This window comes from Pseudomonas sp. LTR0, assembly GCF_036630035.1.
Classification (GTDB): Bacteria; Pseudomonadota; Gammaproteobacteria; order Pseudomonadales; family Pseudomonadaceae; genus Aquipseudomonas; species Aquipseudomonas putida_Y.
In genome coordinates this window covers 2999042-3015056 of record NZ_CP123734.1, presented here as the reverse complement: position 1 = coordinate 3015056, position 16015 = coordinate 2999042, and the positions used below count along the sequence as shown (strand labels likewise).

The 16015-nt window shown below is 64.4% G+C and carries 18 protein-coding genes and 1 pseudogene; all 19 read left to right on the top strand.

Translation table 11 applies throughout. The features are described 5' to 3' along the window. Positions 1 to 9: 9 nt before the first annotated feature. Positions 10 to 1986, top strand: coding sequence for a cytochrome D1 domain-containing protein (locus tag QCL51_RS14005; RefSeq protein WP_021785613.1), 1977 nt, complete (start codon positions 10 to 12; stop codon positions 1984 to 1986). After that, positions 1983 to 2639, top strand: a complete 657-nt coding sequence (locus tag QCL51_RS14000) for an SCO family protein (protein WP_021785612.1) — start codon at positions 1983 to 1985, stop codon at positions 2637 to 2639. Before QCL51_RS14005 ends, QCL51_RS14000 begins: the two co-directional genes overlap by 4 nt. Then, positions 2636 to 3301: an SCO family protein gene (locus tag QCL51_RS13995; protein ID WP_338443506.1), complete on the top strand. Its 666-nt coding sequence runs from the start codon at positions 2636 to 2638 to the stop codon at positions 3299 to 3301. Before QCL51_RS14000 ends, QCL51_RS13995 begins: the two co-directional genes overlap by 4 nt. A gap of 104 nt (positions 3302 to 3405) precedes the next feature. After that, positions 3406 to 4896: an ABC transporter substrate-binding protein gene (locus tag QCL51_RS13990; protein WP_338443505.1), complete on the top strand. Its 1491-nt coding sequence runs from the start codon at positions 3406 to 3408 to the stop codon at positions 4894 to 4896. Between the two features lie 12 nt (positions 4897 to 4908). Beyond that, entirely contained in the window at positions 4909 to 5550 is a 642-nt protein-coding gene (locus tag QCL51_RS13985; RefSeq protein ID WP_021785609.1) for a SurA N-terminal domain-containing protein, read from the top strand. Between the two features lie 249 nt (positions 5551 to 5799). Next, complete coding sequence (locus QCL51_RS13980; RefSeq protein ID WP_021785608.1) at positions 5800 to 6333, top strand: response regulator; 534 nt, start codon at positions 5800 to 5802, stop codon at positions 6331 to 6333. Between the two features lie 183 nt (positions 6334 to 6516). Next, on the top strand, positions 6517 to 8190 hold the full coding sequence (locus tag QCL51_RS13975; protein WP_021785607.1) for a GspE/PulE family protein: 1674 nt from the start codon (positions 6517 to 6519) through the stop codon (positions 8188 to 8190). Then, positions 8174 to 8953, top strand: coding sequence for a hypothetical protein (locus tag QCL51_RS13970; RefSeq protein ID WP_021785606.1), 780 nt, complete (start codon positions 8174 to 8176; stop codon positions 8951 to 8953). Before QCL51_RS13975 ends, QCL51_RS13970 begins: the two co-directional genes overlap by 17 nt. Before the next feature lies 1 nt (position 8954). Further along, a complete protein-coding gene (locus QCL51_RS13965) occupies positions 8955 to 9497 on the top strand; it encodes a hypothetical protein (RefSeq protein ID WP_021785605.1) in 543 nt (180 codons plus the stop codon). After that, the gene (gene pilO, locus QCL51_RS13960; protein ID WP_021785604.1) at positions 9484 to 10047 is read left to right on the top strand and encodes a type 4a pilus biogenesis protein PilO; all 564 of its coding nucleotides are present in this window, start codon (positions 9484 to 9486) and stop codon (positions 10045 to 10047) included. Before QCL51_RS13965 ends, pilO begins: the two co-directional genes overlap by 14 nt. Continuing rightward, complete coding sequence (locus tag QCL51_RS13955; RefSeq protein WP_021785603.1) at positions 10047 to 10553, top strand: hypothetical protein; 507 nt, start codon at positions 10047 to 10049, stop codon at positions 10551 to 10553. Before pilO ends, QCL51_RS13955 begins: the two co-directional genes overlap by 1 nt. Continuing rightward, positions 10550 to 12415 (top strand): secretin N-terminal domain-containing protein, encoded by a 1866-nt coding sequence (locus QCL51_RS13950; RefSeq protein ID WP_274118899.1) that lies wholly within the window; start codon positions 10550 to 10552, stop codon positions 12413 to 12415. Before QCL51_RS13955 ends, QCL51_RS13950 begins: the two co-directional genes overlap by 4 nt. Continuing rightward, positions 12412 to 12891, top strand: coding sequence for a type II secretion system protein (locus QCL51_RS13945; protein ID WP_274118900.1), 480 nt, complete (start codon positions 12412 to 12414; stop codon positions 12889 to 12891). The genes QCL51_RS13950 and QCL51_RS13945 overlap by 4 nt, the downstream gene beginning before the upstream one ends. Positions 12892 to 12896: 5 nt before the next feature. Next, complete coding sequence (locus QCL51_RS13940) at positions 12897 to 13271, top strand: type II secretion system protein (protein WP_003247965.1); 375 nt, start codon at positions 12897 to 12899, stop codon at positions 13269 to 13271. Next, positions 13246 to 13773: a type II secretion system protein gene (locus QCL51_RS13935; protein WP_021785600.1), complete on the top strand. Its 528-nt coding sequence runs from the start codon at positions 13246 to 13248 to the stop codon at positions 13771 to 13773. The genes QCL51_RS13940 and QCL51_RS13935 overlap by 26 nt, the downstream gene beginning before the upstream one ends. Next, positions 13770 to 14171, top strand: coding sequence for a curli production assembly/transport protein CsgE (csgE, locus tag QCL51_RS13930; protein WP_101196051.1), 402 nt, complete (start codon positions 13770 to 13772; stop codon positions 14169 to 14171). Before QCL51_RS13935 ends, csgE begins: the two co-directional genes overlap by 4 nt. Next, positions 14168 to 14581, top strand: coding sequence for a curli assembly protein CsgF (locus tag QCL51_RS13925; RefSeq protein WP_003247970.1), 414 nt, complete (start codon positions 14168 to 14170; stop codon positions 14579 to 14581). The genes csgE and QCL51_RS13925 overlap by 4 nt, the downstream gene beginning before the upstream one ends. A gap of 34 nt (positions 14582 to 14615) precedes the next feature. Further along, the gene (locus QCL51_RS13920; RefSeq protein ID WP_021785597.1) at positions 14616 to 15467 is read left to right on the top strand and encodes a CsgG/HfaB family protein; all 852 of its coding nucleotides are present in this window, start codon (positions 14616 to 14618) and stop codon (positions 15465 to 15467) included. Between the two features lie 291 nt (positions 15468 to 15758). After that, a pseudogene (locus tag QCL51_RS13915) lies at positions 15759 to 15996 on the top strand (hypothetical protein). Positions 15997 to 16015 lie beyond the last annotated feature (19 nt).

Sequence of the window (16015 nt, the reverse complement as noted above, 5' to 3'; positions counted from 1 at the left end):
AACGCGAGCATGAACAAAAAGACTCGCCCTGCTTACCTGGGGGTAGTGTTGGGGGTAGCGCTGATCGGCCTGGGCGTGGCGTACGAAAAGCTATGGTGCGACCCGCGCGAGCTGTTGCAGGAACGGGCCAATCCGCAGGCCTTGCACCGGCTCAGCCGGGACGGCGTGACCGTGGAGTTCGAGGCCCGGCCATTGGCCGGAGGGGAACTGAAGGAGGGCGATTTCGCCAATATCCGCTTCAAGCTCAGCGACCAGACCAGTGGTCAACCGCTGTCGGGCATGGCCCCGGGGGCGTGGATCGACCCGGTGCAGTCGGCCCCGGCGGGGGACCGCGAGCAGAGCTGCAAGGCGCGGGTTGCGCTGTTTCTCAAGAGCAGCATCGGGGCCCGGCCGCTGCTCGACCTGAACAGCTACTTCTTGCTGATGTTGAACAATGACGCCAGCCTCACCGTGATCGACCCGACGGTGTCGGTGGGGGGCGTAACCAGCACCATGGCCCGCATCGAGCTGCCAGGCCGGCCCATGGACTGGGCGGCCATCAGCGATGACAAGCAGGTTTTCGTGTCGATACCAGAGCGGGGCAAGGTTTCGGTGATCGATACCGAGACCTTCACCCGCGTGGCCGACCTGGATGCCGGTGACCAGCCGCTGCGCGTGGCCCTGCAGCCGGACCAGCTTCGGCTGTGGGTCGGCAACAACAGCAGCGACCCGGCCAAAGGCGGGGTAACAGTGATCGACGTGCCGGGGCGCAGCGTCCTGAAACACTTCAACACCGGTACCGGGCACCACGAAATCGCCTTCAGCGCCGACTCGCGCTATGCCTACGTCAGCAATCGCGACAGCGGCACCCTGAGCGTCATCGACATCCCGGAAATGCGCCTGGCCAAGACCATCAAGGTGGGCCCACACCCGCTGTCGGTCAGCTATTCGGCGCTGTCCCAGGCCGTGTACGTGGTCGATGGCGAGGAAGGCAGCGTAAGGGTGTTCGATGCCCGCAGCCACCAGTTGCGCCACACGGTCCAGGCCGAGCAGGGCCTGGGGCCGATGCGCTTCAGCCAGGATGGCCGCTACGGCATCGTGCTCAATACTCTGGAGAACCAGGCCCTGGTCATAGACGCCAGTACCGACAAGCTGATCCACCACGTTCCGGTGGCGGCCGAACCGTACCAGCTGACGTTCACCAAAGGCTATGCCTACGTGCGGGGCCTGGCCTCACCGAGAGTGAGCATGATCAATCTGGCCAGCCTGGGAGAGGGGCGCTCGCCAATCGTGCAAAGCTTCGAGGCCGGCCCGGCAGCGCCGCGCCAGGCCGGTGACCTGCCACTGGCCCAAGGGCTGTCGGTATCGCGTGATGATAATTCGGTGTTCGTGGTCAACCCGGTGGACAACAACACCTACTTCTACACCGAAGGCATGAATGCGCCGATGTCCGGCTACAACAACCGCGGCCACCAGGCCCGCGCCGCCCTCGTCGTTGACCGCAGCCTGCGGGAAGTGGCCCCCGGCGTGTATGGCTCGACGGTGAAGCTGCCCATCGCCGGCAAGTTCGATGTGGCCTTCCTGCTCAACCAGCCGCAGATCATTCACTGCTTCAGCACCGAGGTGGCCGCAGGGGCCAATGCCAGCAAACCCAAAGGCGCGCGTGCCGAGTTCATCGGCCTCGACCAGCCGCTGCCGCAGCACAGCGACTTCACCGCGCGAGTGCGGATTGTCGGTGACGACGGGCAGCCGCGCCTGGGCCTGAACGACTTGAGCCTGCGCTACTTCCTGGCGCCATCGTCGATGCCGCGCAACCTGCAGTTGCAAGAGGTGGGCGAGGGGGTCTACCAGGCGGCGCTGAACCTGCCTGAGGCCGGTGCCTGGTACCTGCATGTGCAGTCGCCCTCGTTGGGGCGCAAGTTTGCCGAAGAAAACTACACCAGCCTGCGCGTCCTGCCGGCTGCTGCAACCAACGCTTCCCAGACTGACGTGAGGAATGTGCGATGAACGCCAAGCATGCTTGCACACTGTTGGCCCTGAGTCTGGCATTTGCCAGCAACCTGGCAATGGCCCACGCCGGTCACGACCATGACGGTCACACCGGGCAACCGCCGGCGGCGCATCAGGAAAAGACCAGCGTGCGCTTTGCCGATGTTTCCCTGCTGAACCAGGACGGCATGCCGGTACGCCTGGAGAAAGACCTGGTGAGTGACCATCTGGTGGTCATGGGCTTCATTTACACCAGCTGCACCACGGTGTGCCCGGTGGTGTCGTCGATCATGGGCAAGGTCCAGCAACAGCTGGGCGGCCGGGTAGGCGAAGAGATTCGCATGGTGTCGATCAGTGTCGACCCCCAGCGTGACGACGCCAAGCGCCTGCAAAATTATGCCAAGGCATTCCAGAAAGGGCCGGGCTGGAGCTGGCTGACCGGTACCCCATACGCCATCACTGAAACCCTGAAAGGGCTGGGCAGCTTCAACGCCGACCTCAGCCAGCACCCGCCGCTGATATTGGTGGGTGACGGGCGTAGCGGGCACTGGACGCGTTACTACGGCTTCACCGACCCGGCTGTATTGATCGAGGAAATCAACCGCCTCAGTGCCCGCCGGGTACATGCCAAGAGCACCGCCATTGCCGACCACCACGAGGTGCAACCATGAGCACTGCAAGCACCCACCGCGCTGGCATGCGTGCTTTCGACTGGCTGGTGCTGGGTGGCTGCCTGTGGATCCTCACGTCGGTGGCGTTCGCCCACGAAGGCCATGCTCCGCAACCCCCCGAGCCGCAGCCGGCACCGCAGGCGATGGCCAGTGGTGGCGGCACCCGCGATGCCAGGACCTGGTTCACCGACACCCTGCTGAAGGACCAGAATGGCCGCGAGCTGCGCTTTTACAGTGACGTGCTCAAGGACAAGGTGGTGATGCTCAACGTGATCTTCACCCACTGCACTGATGCCTGCCCGCTGATCACCCGCAAGCTGCGCGAGGTGCGCGAGGCCATGGGGCCAGTGCTGGCCGGCCAGGTGACCTTCGTGTCGATCAGCAGTGACCCGCTGAACGACACCCCCGAGGTGCTGAAGGCGTTCGCCGCCAAGCAGGGGGTGGATGGGCCTAACTGGTTGTTCCTGACTGGCGACAAGCCCAGCGTCGACCTGGTGCTTGGCCGTATAGGGCAGTTCCTGCCGAGTCCCGAGCAGCATTCGACGCAGCTGATTGCCGGTGATGTTGCAGGTAAACGCTGGAGCAAGATTCGCCCGGATGCACCGCCAGCGGCCATTGCCCAGCGCATGCAGCTGCTGACCCAGCCGCTGGCCGGTCGGTGAGTATCATGGGCCGCCTGGGGAATTGGCCTCTGTGGCATCAGCTTTTGCGGGCGCGCCCTTGCGTCGCGAAAGGGCTTGCGATATGGCTCACATGCGCGCTTGGCATGGCATCTTCGACCTCAGCCTTGGCGCTGGACCTGACCGACCACGAACAAGCCGGCAAACGCCTTTACCGTGAGGGCGTTTCCAGTAGCGATGCTCAGTTGCAAGCCCGGGTAGGCGCCAGCGACATCACAGTCCCCACCAGCGTGCTGCCTTGCGCCAGTTGCCACGGCAACGACGGCCGTGGCCGAGCCGAAGGCGGTGTGCGCCCCCCAGGCCTCGACTGGCAACGCCTGGCACTCGGCCAGGGCATGCGTGAGGCCAACGGCCGTCGTTACCCGGCCTATACCGACAGCAGCCTGGCGCGGGCCATCCAGCAGGGCATCGACCCGGCAGGCAATCGCCTGGACCCGGCCATGCCACGCTTCGAACTGACCTTGGCCGACCAGCGCAACCTCACCGCCTATCTCAAGCGCTTGGCCCAAGAACGCGACCCTGGTGTGGAGGAGGGCGTGCTGCGCCTTGGCACCCTGCTGCCCGCGAGCGGTCCGCTGGGCGAAGCCGGTCAGGTAGTGCGTGCCGTGCTGGAAGACGGCGTGGATCAACTCAATCAGCAAGGCGGCATTCACGGGCGGCGCGTGGAACTGGTCGTGCTTGACCCAGGTGCCGACCCGGTCAGTGCCGAACGCGCCTTGCAACAATTGCTCGAGCAAAAGCGGGTGTTTGCCCTGATCGTGCCATTGGCGCCCATGCTCGACCAGCGCCTGACGACCTTGCTGGCGCCACAGAACGTGCCGATGGTCGGCAGCACCCCGCGCAGCGGCGGCAGCGAACAGATCTTCGACCCGCTACCCGGCTTGCCCGAGCAGTTGCTGAGCCTGGCAGAGCATGCCCGTGGAGCGCTGGGCCTGGCCCCGGATGAGTTACGTGTAGTGTTTGCCGGTAACGAGCACGCAGCCTTGGCCGAGCAGGTACGCGAGCTTTTACGACAGCAGGGCTGGGCGCCACCCGCTATCCAGGCTTTCGACGGCCAGGCCGTGGACGGGCAGGGCATCGTCTTTCTTGGCCGCGCCCAGGCCTTTGCCGAGTTGGCCACGGCGTTGCAGGTGGCCGGCCGCGAGCCTTACCTGTTTGCCGCCTCCAGTCAGGTGGCCGGCGCTGTGGCGCGTTTGCCGGCGCAGTGGTCGCAACGGCTGTTTCTGGCCTATCCCTACGTGCCAGAGGACTGGACCGAGCAAGGCATGGCTGCGCTTACCGGGCTGCAGCAGCGTCAGGGCCTGGACCCGCGCCAGGCGTCATTGCAGGTCAATACGCTGTGCGCATTGCGCCTGCTGAGCGAAGCGCTGAAGCAGATTGGTCGTGATGCCAGTCGCGAGCAACTGATTGCTGCGCTCGAAGGCCTGCACGATGTGCCCACCGGCCTGACCCCGGCACTGGGCTTTGGCCCTGGTCGCCGCCAGGGCATGGCAGGTGCCCACGTGGTGGCCGTGACCCTGCCCGGGCCGCGCTTTACTGCGGTCACCCCCTACCGACCAGTGCCGGTCAGCCCTTGAGCGGAGGTTGTCATGCGTATCGTATGGTTGTGCCTGTTGCTGGTGCTGACCAGGGCGAGCTGGGCCGATGTGCCGGCGGCGCGAGTCAATGGTGTCGAGATCGGGTTGATGCGTCTGGAGCGCTACTTCAGCGAGTACCTGGACGCTCAGGGTCGGGCGGTGACCAGCATCCGCAACCCAGGCCTGTATAAACGCCTGCGTGACCAAGCGCTGGACGAGCTGATCGACAAGGAGCTGTTGTGGCAGGAAGCGCAACGCCAAGGCATAGCCATCAGCGATGAACAAGTGTCGGCGCAGATTGGCGAGGTGGAAGCGGCATTTGGCAGCCCGGCGTTATTCGAAAGGCGGCTGGCAGAGGCAGGCTTCGATAGGGCACAGTACACTGAATACACCCGGCATGAGATGGCGGCCCAGCAGGTGTACGCCCAGCTCAGCGCAGTCGACGCGCCGAGCCAGGGCGAAGTGGAGGCATTCTATGATGCCAACCAGGAGAGACTGCAAGGAGCGCAGAACCAAAGTGATAATCCATCGGTCATACGCGAACAGGGCCTGGCGTTGGCCAGGGCAACGCTCATCGGTCAGCGGGAGGCGCAGGCGCGCCAATCCGTGCGCCAACGTTTGCGCGAGTCCGCTAAAGTGGAGATCGCCAACTGAGACCGTTGAGGGCGCTTGCCCCAATCCTGGGGAATTAAGACTTGGCAATGTGCCATCATTTTCCCCGCTTGTGGGGAACGGGTGGGGTGCGCCTGCTCTGCGTATGTCGGTTACTGGCCGGCACCCTAGTAAAATCAGTGGCTTACAGTGGTGCAACATGACTATTCACGCCTGGCACGAAGCCTGCTCAAGTCTCTACAAGGGCGTACTTCGCAGACCGGGGAACCGGGCAGTATTTGGGAGTCGACCTTGGTGAACAGAGTATTGGTAGTCGATGACGAACAGACTCTTGCGCAGAACCTGCAAGCGTACCTGCAGGCGCAAGGCCTGGAAGTTCATGTTGCCCACGACGGTGCCAGTGGTATCGAACAGGCTGAAAGCCTGGCACCGCAAGTAGTTGTGCTGGATTACCGCCTGCCCGACATGGAAGGTTTTCAGGTTCTGGAGGCTGTACGCAAGAACAGGCAATGCCACTTCGTGCTGATCACCGCCCACCCCACCGTCGAGGTGCGTGAGCGGGCCGCCGAACTCGGTGTGAGTCACGTCCTGTTCAAGCCGTTCCCACTGATGGAACTGGCGCGTGCGATCTTCGACCTGCTGGGCATCGAGCGCCGGCGCAGGGCCACAGACAACCCGGCCGAAGGGTTCGTCGAACGACGCCAGAACAGGAACGAATCGTTCCCCCTGCAGTTGTACGATGGAAGCTGGGTGTTGGCCGACCGCCGCCGTAATGGCGCCAAGCCACCAGAGCCCGACGACGATCAACTGCTCACAGGGGAATAGCGGCGCCCGCACCCCTGGTAGAGCCAGCCTGCGACGCGCCCCTGAGCGGAGTCGCAGGCCATGCCACAAGCATTCGATGCAACCCCGGAATCTGCAAAGCCTGCACCGACGTCTTCGCGGGCATGCCCGCTCCCACAGGATGTATGCAGCCCACAGACCTGTGATGTACCTGTGGGAGCGGGTATGCCCGCGAAGAACCCGGCAAAAATTTCCGCCTACCCCCGCGAACTGCTGGCCCAGGCCCGTCTGCAAGCCACTGACGAGCGCCTGCTCGACTGCCTGGAACGCCTGGCCTGCGACACCCCCGACACCTTCACCCAGCGCCTGGGCCTGACCCTGCATTACCCGGTACTCGACAGCCACAGCCTGCTGGCCAGCACCCCACGCTTCGACAAGGTGGCCTTGGCCCAGTGCATCAAGCGCGAATGTGTGCTGATCGAGCAAGGCGGCCAACTGCTGGGCGTGTTCGCCGACCCCTTCGACCACGCCCGCCTGGCCTGGATCGACGACGTACTGCAAGGCGCGCCGCTTTACCTGGCCCACGCCGCCGACCTGGCCACCTTTCTGGCCCGTCATGAAGAAAGCTTCCACGCTGTCGATGCCCTTGACCACGACGCCGAAGCCAGCAGCGAAAGTGACCCGCTGCAACGCCTGTCGCTGGCCAGTATCAGCGAAGACCAGAGCCGCGTGGTCAAGCTGGTCAACTCCACCCTGTACGACGCCCTCAAGCTGCACGCCAGCGACATCCACCTGGGCATGACCGGCCAGGGCCTGACCATCAAGTACCGTATCGACGGCGTGCTCAACGGTGCTGGCAAGGCCAGTGGCAGCGCCTTCGCCGACCAGGTGATCTCGCGCATCAAGGTCATGGCCGAGCTGGACATCGGCGAAAAACGCGTACCCCAGGACGGCCGCTTCAAGGTGGCCGTGGGCGACCGGCAAATCGACTTCCGGGTGTCGATCATGCCTAGCATCTTCGGTGAAGATGCCGTGCTGCGGGTGCTCGACAAGCAGGACTTGTCTGACCGGGTCAGCGGCGTGCAACTGCAAGCCTTGGGCTTTGCCGACGAAACCTTGCGCGCCCTGCGCCGGTTGGCGGCAGAACCCTACGGCATGATCCTGGTCACCGGCCCTACAGGCAGCGGCAAGACCACCACCCTGTACGCCATGATCAGCGAGATCAACCATGGCGTGGACAAGATCATCACCATCGAGGACCCGGTCGAGTATCAACTGCCCGGCGTGCTGCAGATCCCGGTCAACGAGAAGAAGGGCCTGACCTTCGCCCGCGGCCTGCGCTCGATCCTGCGTCACGACCCGGACAAGATCCTGGTCGGTGAAATCCGTGACCCCGACACGGCCCAGATTGCCGTGCAATCGGCGCTCACCGGCCACCTGGTGTTCACCACCATCCACGCCAACAACGTGTTCGACGTGATTGGCCGCTTCAGCCAGATGCAGGTCGACCCCTACAGCTTCGTTTCTGCGCTCAACGCGGTGCTGGCCCAGCGCCTGATTCGCCTGGCCTGCCCGCACTGCGCCACGCCCTGCGAACACGATGACGACACCTTGTATGGCTCAGGCCTGACCCGCGAGGGTGTTGCCGGCTGGACGTTCGTCCGCGTCAAGGGTTGCGGCCAGTGCCGTGGCAGTGGCTACCGCGGCCGCAGTGCGATTGCCGAACTGCTGCACCTGGATGACGACCTGCGGCAAATGATCGTCGAGCGCCGCCCGCTGGCGCAGATCAAGACGCTTGCCTGCCAGCGCGGTCTGCGCCTGCTGCGGGCCTCGGCCCTGGACCTGGTCCGCGATGGCCGCACCACCCTTGAGGAGATCAACCGTGTCACATTCATCTGACCGTTACTGCGCCGTAGTGGGCGCCGAGGGTGTCGGCCTGGGCCGCTGGCACAAGAACCACCACCAATGGCTGGGCAGCCGTGCGTTCAGTAGCGACGTCGCCCAATCGGCCTGGGAAGCTGCCGTCGATGCACTTGCTGCGCTGTTGGCCGAGCATGCGGTGCGGGGTGCCCAGTTGCGGGTGCTGCTGTCCGCCCGCTACAGCCGCTTCTGCCTGGTGCCCTGGAGTGACGCCATTGGCCACCCTCGCGAGCTGGACGCCTATGCCCGTGCTTGCTTCGAAAACCTCTACGGGCAGCCGTTGGACGACTGGCGCATCGTGCTGTCACCCGAGCCTGCCGGTGCGGCCCGCATCGCCACGGCACTGCCCGAAGCCTTGCTGCAACGGCTGCAGGCACTGGGCCAGGAAAGCCGCCTGAGCCTGCGCTCGGTGCAGCCGTACCTGATGGCTGCCTACAACCGCTGCTGGTCACAGCTGGAGCAGGGTGACTTCCTGTTCGTGCTGGCCGAGCCGCGCCGCAGTGTATTGCTGCTGGCCGCCGGCGGTGCCTGGCAGCAAGTGCTGGCGCAAGGCTGCGCTGACAGCGACCAGGCCCTGCAAGCACTGATCGAGCGTACCTGTGAGCTGTACGGCGAGCACCTGCCACGGGTGTACCTGCATGCCCCGGGTCGCTGCGACATGCCGCAACTGGCGGCCGTGCAACTGTGCCAGCCGGCCAGTGAAGCCGACCCGCTGTGCGCCATGTGGCGGGCGGTGGCCTGACATGCGCCGCCTCGACCTGGAATTTCAGCCACGGCGCAGCGGACCGCTGGTTTGGTCGCTGCTCGTCCTTGCCAGCGCCATGGTCGCCGGCCTGGTGCTGCTGCAGCAAAGCTTGCAGACCGAGCAAGTGGCACTGGAAGCCAGCGTCCATAGCCTGGAACTGCAACTGGGCCGCCGCCCGGCCAGCGCCGAACCCAGGAACAGCGCTGCCAGCCGGGAGCAGGCTGAGCGCCTGGCACAGATGCGCAGTGTGTCGCAGCAACTGCAGCGCCCTTGGCAGCAACTGTTCGCCATGCTTGAAGCCATGCCGCAGGACGACGTCGCGCTGCTTGCTCTGACGCCGGATGCGCGCAAGGGCCAGGTGCGCATTGCCGCCGAGGCGCGCAACCTCGAAGCGATGCTGCAGTACCACCAGCGGCTGGAAGCCAGCGACGAGCTCAGCGACGTGTCGTTGCTCAACCACGAGGTGCTCGCTGCGCGGCCCGAGCACCCGGTGCGCTTCACCCTCACTGCCACCTGGGAGACCGGCCATGCGCGCCCTTGAATCGTTCAGCAGCCTGATCCTCCATGAGCGCCTGCGCGTTGTCGGCCCGGTAGGCCTGGCTGCGGTCGCCGTAGGTCTGCTCGCCATTGGTGTGGGGTGTGCCGGTGTGCTGCCGCAATGGCAAAGCGTACGCGAACTGCGCGCCACCGAAGCGCAGGCCAGCGTACAGGTAGGGCGTGTCAAGCGGGGTGAGCTGAAGATTGCGGCCCAGCCCGAGCAGCAGGCCCTCGACAGCCTGCGCCAGCAACTGCCCGGGCAGCCCCAGGCCAGCGAACTGATCGAGCGTCTGTACCGCCTGGCCAGCGCCGAGCGCATCAGCTTGGCCCGTGGTGAATACGCGTTGGGCATCGACCCCAAGACCCAGTTGGCCCGCTATCAGATCGTGCTGCCTGTGCGCGGCAGCTACCCGCAGATTCGCGGCTTTATCAAAGGCCTGCTCAAGCAACTGCCGACCCTGGTGCTGGAAGACCTTGAGCTGCAACGCAAACGCATCGGCGACAGCGAGCTCAATGCCCGCCTGCGCATGACCCTTTACCTGTCGAGGTCGTGATGAACACACAACGTGCAGTCATCTGGGTCGGCTTCCTCGGCGTGAGTGCGGCGCTGGCCTGGGCACCGGACCATTGGTTTGGCCAGGACGATGGCGTCGCGGCCTTCGCGGGTAAACCCGCTCCTGCAACAGAAAGCGCTGCGCCCATTGTGGGAGCGGGCTTGCCCGCGAAAGGGCCGGAGCAGGCTTCCCGCGACCTGTTCCCAACCCAGCAATGGACCCAACCCAAAGCCCTGGCCACGGTCATCGAACAGCCCGTGGTCGTCGCGCCAGTACTGGCACCCGCTCCGACCGCCCCAGCCTTGCCATTTGAATTCATCGGCCGCATGGGTGACCGCGACGACCTGCAGGTCTTCCTGCAGAGCGGCGAAAAACTCTACGTCGTGCGCCAAGGCGACGTGATCGAAGACACCTATCGCCTCGATCGGGTATCGGCCAGCGAGCTGAACCTGGTCTACCTGCCTTTGCACCAGTCGCAGACCTTGTCTGTCGGGAGCGCACCATGATGTCGTCAAAGCTGTGCAAGCCTGCTCCGTTTCTGCTCGTTGCGCTGTGCGTGGCCATTGCCGGTTGCGGCTCCAGCGCGGTACGCAAGGACAGCGATCAATTGATGAAGGAGGGCCAGTACGAAGCCGGCATCGCCCGCCTGGAAGAGGCGTTGCGCGACGACCCGCGTGACACAGAGCTGAACATCGCCCTGGCCCACAGCCGCCAGGCGGCTGTCGAGGCCCTGATTACCCAGGCCGACAGCGACCGCGTCCGCCACGACTTCGCCAACGCCCGCATGGGCTATGGCCGGGTGCTCACCCTGGAGCCGAACAACCGCCGTGCCCAGGAAGGCATTCGCCAGCTGGAGCTGATCCGCACCCTGGACGAACGCGTCGCGCTTGGCCAGGCAGCGCTGCGCCAGGGCGACCTGTTCGGTGCCGAACGCTACATGCGCGAAGTATTGCGTCTGGACCCGCAGAATCAGAAGGGCATGACCCTGCGCAGCGACATCGAAAACGTGCAGGCACGCACCGCGCAGCCGTACCCGCAATTGCGCAGCAAGCTCGAGCGGCCGGTAACCCTGGAGTTTCGCGATGCCAACCTGAAGACCATCTTCGAAGTGCTGTCGCAGGTGGCCGGCATCAACTTCATCTTCGACAAGGACCTGCGCCCGGACATGAAGGCCACCATCTTCGTGCGCGAGGTGCGCATCGAGGACGCGATAGCGCTGCTGCTGGAGCAAAACCAGCTGCGCCAGAAGATCGTCAACGACAACACCGTGATGGTCTACCCCGACTCGCCGCAGAAGACCAAGGACTACCAGGAACTGGTCATGCGCACCTTCTACCTGACCAGCATCGATGCCAACACCGCGCTGAACATGGTCAAGACCATGCTCAAGACCCGTGACGTGTTCGTTGACGAGCGCCTCAATACCCTGACCATGCGCGACACCCCGGACGCCGTGCGCATGGCCGAGAAGCTGCTGCAATCGCAGGACCAGTCCAACCCCGAGGTGGTGCTGGAGGTGGAAGTGATGGAAGTGGCCACCTCGCGCATCCTTGACCTCGGCCTGCAATGGCCCAACACCTTTGGTGTGCTGAGCAACGACGGCAAACCGGTCAGTGTGCTCGACCAACTGAGGGGCATCGACTCCAGCCGCATCAGCATTTCTCCGTCCCCGCAGGCCAAGATCAACGCCCAGGACAAAGACATCAACACCCTGGCCAGCCCGGTGATCCGCGTCAGCAACCGCGAACAGGCGCGCATCCACATCGGCCAGCGGGTACCGATCATCAGCGCCACCTCGGTGCCGTCGACCCAAGGCCCGGTCATTACCGAGAGCGTCACCTACCTGGACGTCGGCCTGAAGCTTGAAGTGCAGCCCACCGTGCACCTGAACAATGAAGTGGCAATCAAGGTTGCGCTTGAGGTGAGTAATGCCACGCCGCTGGAAGCCACGCGCCAGGGCACCATTCCGGTTCAGGTCGACACCCGCAACGCGCAGACCAGCCTGCGCCTGCATGATGGCGAAACCCAGGTGCTGGCAGGCCTGGTGCGCAACGACCACAACGCCAGCGGCAACAAGATCCCCGGCCTTGGCGACATCCCTGGCCTGGGCCGGCTGTTTGGCAGCAACAAGGACGACATGAGCAAGAGTGAGCTGGTGCTGGCGATCACCCCGCGTATCGTGCGCAACCTGCCGTACCAGAGCCCGTCGGACATGGAGTTTCCCACTGGCACCGAGTCGGCCATGCAGGTGCGCCAGATGGCGCCACTGGCGCCGATGGACATGCCCGGTAACGCGCCGGCCACTGATGCACCGGTCGTGGACAGCCAGATGGCGGTCGTCCCGACCAACGTGAGCCCACGGCCATGAAAGCCCGGCGCCGCATGCACGGCTTCAGCCTGATCGAGGTGGTGCTGACCCTGGCACTGCTCGGGCTGCTCGCCAGCTTGGCCGCGCCGCTGACCGAAACCGTGGTACGCCGCGGCAAGGAGCAGCAACTGCGCGAGGCGCTGTACCAGATTCGCGACGCCATCGATGCCTACAAGCGGGCCTTCGACGCCGGCTACATCGAGAAGCGCGTGGATAGCAGTGGCTATCCGCCGAACCTGCAGGTGCTGGTAGAGGGCGTGCGCGATGTGCGCAGTGCCAAAGGCGCCAAGTTCTACTTCCTGCGGCGCATCCCGCACGACCCGCTGGTGGCGGCAAAGGATGAAGACGAAGGCGGCTGGGGCCTGCGCGCCTACGACAGCAGCCCAGACAACCCGCGCGAAGGCGAAGACGTGTTCGACGTGTATTCCAGGGCCCGCGGCAAAGGCCTGAACAACATCCCTTACGGGCAATGGTGACAGCCATGAAACGCAGCAAAGGCTTCACCCTGATCGAACTGCTGGTGGTGATGGCGATCATTGCCACGCTGATGACCATCGCCATGCCACGCTACTTCAACAGCCTGGAAAGCTCGCGCGAGGCCACCCTGCGTCAAAGCCTGGCAGTGCTGCGCGAGGCGCTGGACCACTACTACGGTGACACCGGCCATTACCCCGATTCACTGGAACAGCTGGTGGAACAGCGCTACCTGCGCAACACGCCGGTCGACCCGATCACCGAGCGCAGCGATGCCTGGCAGCTGGTGCCACCGCCCGAGGGCGTGGCCGGCGGCGTGGCCGATATCAAGAGCGGTGCCACAGGGAGGGCGCGTGATGGCAGCCTCTTCGCTGAATGGTAAGGCCAGTGGCGGCTTCACCTACCTGGGTGTGCTGCTGCTGATTGCGGTCAGCAGCGTGGCCCTGGCCGCCACCGGCACGATCTGGGCGAGCGCCGCCCAGCGCGACCGCGAACGCCAGTTGCTGTGGGTTGGCGGCCAGTATGCCCAGGCCTTGCGCAGCTACTACCGCGCCTCGCCAGGGCTGGCCCAGTACCCCCAGGATCTGACCGACCTGCTACAGGACAACCGCTTCCCGCAGGCCAAACGGCACATCCGCAGGCTTTACCCTGACCCGATCAGCAACAGCGACGAGTGGGGCCTGCTGCGCTCGATCGACGGCCGTATCACTGGCGTCTACAGCCGCTCGGACGCCACCCCTTTCAAGCGCAGTGGCTTCAGCGCCGAATGGAGCGGGTTCGAGGGGCTGGAACACTACAGCGACTGGCAGTTCGTCGCCGAGCAGGCCTTTACCGAAAGTGCACGCGGTGTGCAGATGAATGCGGGCCCGGGAGATACGCCATGAAGCGCCTGGCTGCGCTGTGCCTAGGCCTGCTGCTGATGGCAGGGGTGGCCACCTGCGCCAAGGCGGGTGCCGAAGACGAGATGCAGGGCTTTATCGTCGATAACACCATCTCGCACATCGGCCACGACTTTTACTACTACTTCGCCGACCGCCTGCGTGCCACCAGCCGCCTGGACTTCAACCTGGTGGTACGCGAACGCCCGGATGCCCGCTGGGGCAGCCTGGTGACGGTGGAGTTCGAGCGTGAAGTGGTGTACCGCCGGTTCCTGCCACCGAACACCACCGAGCTCAAAGACGAGGCCGTCGCCGCCGCCGACCTGGTCAAGCAGCAGATCATTCAACGCAAGCTGCAACGCCTGCTACAGGACACCACCGACTTGGAGAGGGACGAGCTATGAACCACCGTATTCCACGTTGCATTGCCGCCTGCCTGCTGGCCAGCGCCTGTGCTGCCCAGGCCACCGAGCTGGTGTACACCCCGGTCAACCCGGCGTTTGGCGGTAACCCGTTGAACGGCACCTGGCTGTTGAACAACGCCCAGGCGCAGAACGACTACGACGACCCGGACCTCAAGGACCGTGCCTCGGCCTTTACCGGCACCACAGCCCTTGAGCGGTTCAGCAACCAGCTGGAGTCGCGGATGTTGTCGCAGTTGCTGGACAACATCAGCAACGGCAACACCGGCAGCATGGCGACCGATGCGTTTCTCATCGACGTCATCGACGATTCCGGGGCCTTGAGCATCAAGGTCACCGATCGTGCCACAGGAGAAATTTCGATCATTGAGGTCAGCGGCCTGAACCCCTGAGAGGGAAGGGCTTTTATGTTGGGGAGAGAACACCATGAAACGTCTGCTGAGCACGCTGCTGATCCTCACCGCCCTGGGCCTGCAAAGTGGTTGCAGCCTGCGCGAACCCATGTCGGCTGAACTGGACTCGGAAACCCCGACCCTGACCCCTCGGGCCTCGACTTACTACGACCTGATCAACATGCCACGGCCCAAAGGCCGGCTGATGGCCGTGGTGTACGGCTTCCGCGACCAGACCGGGCAGTACAAGCCGACCCCGGCCAGTTCGTTCTCCACCAGCGTCACCCAGGGCGCGGCCAGCATGTTGATGGACGCACTGAGTGCCAGCGGCTGGTTCGTGGTGCTGGAGCGTGAAGGGCTGCAGAACCTGCTGACCGAGCGCAAGATCATCCGTGCATCGCAGAAAAAGCCTGATGTGGCGGAAAACATCATGGGCGAGCTGCCACCTCTGCAAGCCGCCAACCTGATGCTCGAAGGCGGCATCATTGCCTACGACACCAACGTGCGTAGCGGCGGCGAGGGCGCCCGCTACCTGGGGATCGACATTTCCCGTGAGTACCGGGTGGACCAGGTCACCGTCAACCTGCGCGCCGTGGACGTGCGCACCGGGCAGGTGCTGGCCAACGTGATGACCAGCAAGACCATCTACTCGGTAGGGCGCAGTGCCGGGGTGTTCAAGTTCATCGAGTTCAAGAAGCTGTTGGAGGCCGAGGTGGGGTATACCACCAATGAACCGGCGCAGCTGTGCGTGCTGTCGGCGATCGAAGCGGCGGTGGGGCACTTGCTGGCGCAGGGGATCGAGCGGCGGCTGTGGCAGGTAGCGGGGGATGCGGGGGAAGGCACGGCGATGGTGGACAAGTTTTTGAGCCAGAATCAGCAGCCGTGATCAGGCTTGAGGGCCTCTTCGCCGGTAAACCCGCTCAAGTGCAGCGCTGGCCTCAGGCTTGGCGCGGTCCCTTGTAGGAGCGGGTTTACCCGCGAAGAGGCCAGTGCAGGTGGCACGATCATTTGAACAATGCTGATACCCCAGGGCCGCTTTTTTGTGTCCCGCTGCTTCGTTTTATGGCGGCCCCAGTGAATCAAGGCGCGACGCGATGACAAAAGGCTTACCTGATTCTCCTGTACGCGCCACCACGGCGGACTTCAGTTTTCCACCTGTGAATGCAGCCATCCACCGTTGTTCGCCGTTCGTTCGGGCATGGTTTGAAGATGCGCTGGTGCACCTGCCCACGCGGCTGAGAGGGGCGTTTGCGACCAACCTCAAGGCGCTGGAACTGGCCAAGGGCACCTGGCGTGATCTGTTGTTGAGCGATGACCATGGGGTGGACTCGGCCAAGGCGGTGCAGCCGGTGTTTGAAGGCTTGGGTCTGTGTTTGGGTTTCGAGGTCTTGGCGATAGGGATTCGTCGCCTGTGAGATCGAGCGCCGCCCGCGC

Bases quoted from the DNA above. Each gene is read 5' to 3' on its own strand.
- pilO (WP_021785604.1), top strand. From the start codon at position 9,484: ATGCGCGCCCTTGAATCGTTCAGCAGCCTGATCCTCCATGAGCGCCTG.
- QCL51_RS14005 (WP_021785613.1), top strand. From the start codon at position 10: ATGAACAAAAAGACTCGCCCTGCTTACCTGGGGGTAGTGTTGGGGGTA.
- QCL51_RS14000 (WP_021785612.1), top strand. From the start codon at position 1,983: ATGAACGCCAAGCATGCTTGCACACTGTTGGCCCTGAGTCTGGCATTT.
- QCL51_RS13955 (WP_021785603.1), top strand. From the start codon at position 10,047: ATGAACACACAACGTGCAGTCATCTGGGTCGGCTTCCTCGGCGTGAGT.
- QCL51_RS13925 (WP_003247970.1), top strand. From the start codon at position 14,168: ATGAACCACCGTATTCCACGTTGCATTGCCGCCTGCCTGCTGGCCAGC.
- QCL51_RS13945 (WP_274118900.1), top strand. From the start codon at position 12,412: ATGAAAGCCCGGCGCCGCATGCACGGCTTCAGCCTGATCGAGGTGGTG.
- QCL51_RS13950 (WP_274118899.1), top strand. From the start codon at position 10,550: ATGATGTCGTCAAAGCTGTGCAAGCCTGCTCCGTTTCTGCTCGTTGCG.
- QCL51_RS13985 (WP_021785609.1), top strand. From the start codon at position 4,909: ATGCGTATCGTATGGTTGTGCCTGTTGCTGGTGCTGACCAGGGCGAGC.
- QCL51_RS13940 (WP_003247965.1), top strand. From the start codon at position 12,897: ATGAAACGCAGCAAAGGCTTCACCCTGATCGAACTGCTGGTGGTGATG.
- QCL51_RS13995 (WP_338443506.1), top strand. From the start codon at position 2,636: ATGAGCACTGCAAGCACCCACCGCGCTGGCATGCGTGCTTTCGACTGG.
- QCL51_RS13935 (WP_021785600.1), top strand. From the start codon at position 13,246: ATGGCAGCCTCTTCGCTGAATGGTAAGGCCAGTGGCGGCTTCACCTAC.
- QCL51_RS13920 (WP_021785597.1), top strand. From the start codon at position 14,616: ATGAAACGTCTGCTGAGCACGCTGCTGATCCTCACCGCCCTGGGCCTG.
- csgE (WP_101196051.1), top strand. From the start codon at position 13,770: ATGAAGCGCCTGGCTGCGCTGTGCCTAGGCCTGCTGCTGATGGCAGGG.
- QCL51_RS13965 (WP_021785605.1), top strand. From the start codon at position 8,955: ATGCGCCGCCTCGACCTGGAATTTCAGCCACGGCGCAGCGGACCGCTG.
- QCL51_RS13975 (WP_021785607.1), top strand. From the start codon at position 6,517: ATGCCCGCGAAGAACCCGGCAAAAATTTCCGCCTACCCCCGCGAACTG.
- QCL51_RS13990 (WP_338443505.1), top strand. From the start codon at position 3,406: ATGGCATCTTCGACCTCAGCCTTGGCGCTGGACCTGACCGACCACGAA.